The 4072-nt window shown below is 61.1% G+C and carries 1 protein-coding gene; it reads right to left on the bottom strand.

The window, feature by feature from the left end:
* On the bottom strand, window positions 1-4072 hold a 4072-nt coding region (locus NP603_RS21610; RefSeq protein WP_256612938.1), incomplete at both ends, for a tandem-95 repeat protein.

The raw sequence follows: 4072 nt of genomic DNA, 5'->3' as shown, positions 1-4072 counted from the left end.
CCACCGTGTACTTGAAGCTGGTGTCGCCGCTGAAACCGGCCGTCGGCGTGAAGCTAAAGTGGCCGTCGGCGAACGCGGTGACCGTGCCTTGAGTGCCGGTAATGTCAATCGATTGAACCTGCAGCGTATCGCCGTCGGTGTCGCTGTCGTTTGCCAGCAAGCCCGGTGCCGCGATGTTCAAAGTTTGGCCGCCGCGCACGTTGTAGCTGTCGTTACCGGCGACCGGATTGTCGTTGACTGCCAATACGCTGAGGTTGATGTTGGCCGTCGTCGTTGCGCCCTTGCCGTCGCTAACGCTGATTTGGAAGCTGTCGCTACCGTTGAAGTTTTGGCCGGGGGTGTAAGTCAACTGCCGGGTTGCCGGATTGAAGCCGCTCAAGCTACCGTGTTGCGGCAAACTGACGAAATCGACCGTCAACGCATCGCCGTCCGGATCGCCGTAGCTCAAGTTAAAGGTCACAGGCTGGTCTTCGTTGGTGCTGGCGGTTTGACCGGCCGGCACCACCGGCGCCCGGTTTGGCTGGATTACTTTGACGGCCAACGGCGACGAGACGTAACTGCCGTCTTCGTCGGTGGCGGTGACGGTAACCGCCATCTGGCCGCCTTGCGAATAAGTATGGCTGGCGCCAGTGGCATTAGCGGGCAATGCCGTGGTCGAGCCGTCGCCCCAGTTGACCAACCAGCCGGAGACGCTGTCGGTACCGGGATCGGTGGCCGAGAAATTGACGGCGTAAGCTTGCCCCAAATCGACGCTGGCCGCTCCGGTCAAGGTCAGGCTGGGCGCGACATTGCTCACTTGGACATCGAAGTTGGCATCGGTCGCCAATACGCCGTCGCTGACCCGCACCGTGAAGGTCTGCAGACTGGCGCCGTCGGCCGGCGTCCAGCTAAATAGACCGCTAGCCGAGTCGATATTGGCCCCTGCAGGCGGCGTGCCCACCAGGCTGTAACTCAAGCCGGCACTGTCCGGATCGTTGGCGGCGACCGTGAAGCTCAGCGTGTTGCCTTCGGCCACGTTTTGCACGGCAATGACCGGTATCCGCGGCGAATCGTTGACCGGGCGTACCGTGATCGTCACGGTGGCCGGCGCCGACGTCAAGGCATTGCCCGGCGAACCGTCGGGATCGCCGCGGTCGGTCACGGTGTAGGTAAAGCTATCGGTACCTTGGAAATCGGCATCGGGCGTGTAAGTCCACAAGCCGTTGCTGCCTTGAATCACGCTGCCGTGAGCCGGCGCACTGCCCAACGCATAACCGAGTTGCGGCTGTGCGGTTTCCAGATCCGTTGCCGGCAGCAGAATTTGCACGGCGGTATCTTCGTCGGTCGCGGCGTTGGCGCCCAATGCAACCGGAGCGCTGTTCACCGGCAGCACGTTAACGATGACGTTACCGTCGTCGGTGCCCAGACTGCCGTCGTCGACGCGGAATTTGAAGCTGTCGGTACCGTTGAAATTGGCGTTCGGCGTATAACGCACGGTCCGCGCCGCAGCATCGAAATCCGACAACACGCCGTACTGCGGCGAGCCGACCAAGCTGAAGGACAACGGATCGCCGTTCGGATCGGTGCCGGCCAGCGTGATCAACACGCTGCTATTTTCGTTGACGCTGGCGACCGCATCGGTTGCGGTCGGCGGTTGGTTGCCGGAGCGGTCTATCGTGAACTCGCGCAGGTAATCGCCGCCGGCAATACCGTCGGCGTTGCCGTCCAGCAGGTTTCCGGCCGTATCGAAAATACCCAAGGTACCGGACAGGCGTAGCCGATACTTGCCTTCGGCCAACACGCCGTCGGTCAATTGCAGCGTCAAATTGGTTTCCGGGAACGAATAGCCGGGTTTGACCGCAATCCGGGTATCGTCCGGCGTACCAAAGCTGTTATCGGCACCGGCCGCCAACAATTCATAGTTGGCCGGACTGCGGGCGCTGATCCGGTCCAAGGCCTCGCTGAAGTCGATCTGCAAACTGCTGAACGCCGCCGACGTGGTGCCGCCGTCGACCGGCAATTGGCTGATCGACACCACTTGCGGGGCCTGGGTGTCGTTGGAGTTGCCGAGGAACTCGTAGGCGCCGATATCGTAATAATTCAGACCCGGCGTAGCCGCCCATTCCAATGAAGCGGCCGCCGATAAGTCGCCGACGCCGTCGTATGGTGCCAACACGTAGGTTTGGCCGTTGCCGGCCGAGACGCCGACCGTCGGCGTCAAGCCGCTCGCGCTCGGACCGTAATCGAAGCGGAACCGGCCGTCGCTGAACAACGTCACCGAGAAATTGACCGGATTATTGGTGCCTTCGATCACCGCGGCCCAACGCACGGTCAACTGGTTGGCGACGGTGGCATCGACGTAGACGTCGCGGCTGGTGTCGGCGACCGAAGTCGACAAGTTATCCCACAACGGCGCGATCCGTACGTTATTGATCAGGCCATCCAGCGTATTGCTGTTATTGCCGTTGTAGGCATTGGTCGACGAGCCGAACTGGATGAAACCGTTCGAGTTGATGTAGGCCGTCGTGTAGGTCTTGCCGTAGAACGGAAACGCGAAAGGAATCGTGTAGGTCGTCGCGTAGTCGCTTTGCCGTAAGTTGATCTTGGTGCCGACGTTGGCGAAACTGCTACCGACCTGCGCGGTGGCGACGTATAAAGGCAAGCCGTCGCCGCTGTTGACAACGCTCGGATCGTCGCGCCGGGCCAGACCGTCGATATCGGTGGCTGTCGCCGTGTACATATTGGCCGCGTCGATCGCCGCCGAATTGGCGCGCAAACCGAAGTTGTCGTCGAAGCCGTTACCGGCCACCAAACCTTTCTCGCCCAGCACGTTGTCGGCGCCGTCGATATCCAGGAACAACGGGTTGCCGGCTTTACTGTGCGCGTCTTTGCTGCTGGCGGTGCGCCAATCGGCCAGGCTGGCCTGTTGCGCAGCGCCCCACAAACCGGTGCGGGCGCCGGCTTGGGTCAGATGGAACAGGTTGTAGTCGGATTGCACCAGATTGGCGACGGTTGCGGCGTTGATGCCGAAACCGGCATCGACCATGACGATGTTGTTATGCAACTGCACGTTACTGCCGCCGCTGCTGATCAGAACGGCATCGCCGACCGGTTGGTACAGCGTGTTACTGCGGGTGACCTGATTAGCGTCGCTGGCGGTATGGGTGCCGGTGAATTGGATACCGATATTGGTATTGGCGTAAACCACGTTGTTTTCGATCGTGGCATAGCCGGTGTCGACGATACCGGTCGAGTTGCTGTAGACCCGATTGCCGCGCGCGCTTGCCGAATACAGCGTGATACCGCTCTTGGTATTGGCGTAGACCTCGTTGCCGGACGCCAGCGCGCTGTAGGATACGCTCATGCCGGTGTCGTTATGGTGCACGAAGTTGCCGCTGGCGCGGGCGCTGTTGGCGATCACGATGCCGTAGCGGCCGTTATTCAACTGGTTAAACACCTCGTTGCCGACGATGTCGGTATTGTAATCGGCGTCGATACCGTTGCCGGCATTGTCGTGGACTTTGTTACCCTCGATGCGCGCCGCCGTGCCGCTGCCGTTATAGCCACCATAGATACCCAACTGCGCGTTGCCGTAGACGTCGTTATTCGAAATCCGGGCGCCGGAAGCCAGTATATGCACGCCGTGGTAGGTGGTCGTGCCGAACACTTGCGAACCGGCCAGCGTGAAATTGTCGTTGCCGGCGTTAATGTACAGGCCGTATTGGTTGTGTCCCCAAATCCGGCTGTCTTTGATGACGATGCTGTCGGAATCGGCGGAATTGCTGGCGTAGACGCCGATATTGGCGCCGGTGATACCCAGATGGTCCAGCGTGACGCCGTCCGCGCCCTGCAAATCGATGGCGTAGGCACCGGTGTTGACGTTGCCGCGGTCGAGCACGCTGGCATGGCCGGGCTGTACCGCGCCCTTAATGGTCACGCCGCTATCCTGGCTGCCGAGGACGATGTTGGTGGCCAGGCTGTAGTTGCCGCTGTCGACGTAGATCACGTCGCCGGCATCCAGGTCATAGGCCCGCAACAGGGCTGCCAGACTCGCCATCGGCCGGTTCGGGTCCTTACCGCTATTGGCGTTGTT

Source organism: Methylomonas aurea, assembly GCF_024505045.1.
In the GTDB taxonomy this organism is placed as follows: Bacteria; Pseudomonadota; Gammaproteobacteria; order Methylococcales; family Methylomonadaceae; genus Methylomonas; species Methylomonas aurea.
The sequence above is the reverse complement of the archived record's forward strand: the minus strand, read 5'-3'. Positions and strand labels throughout refer to the sequence as shown.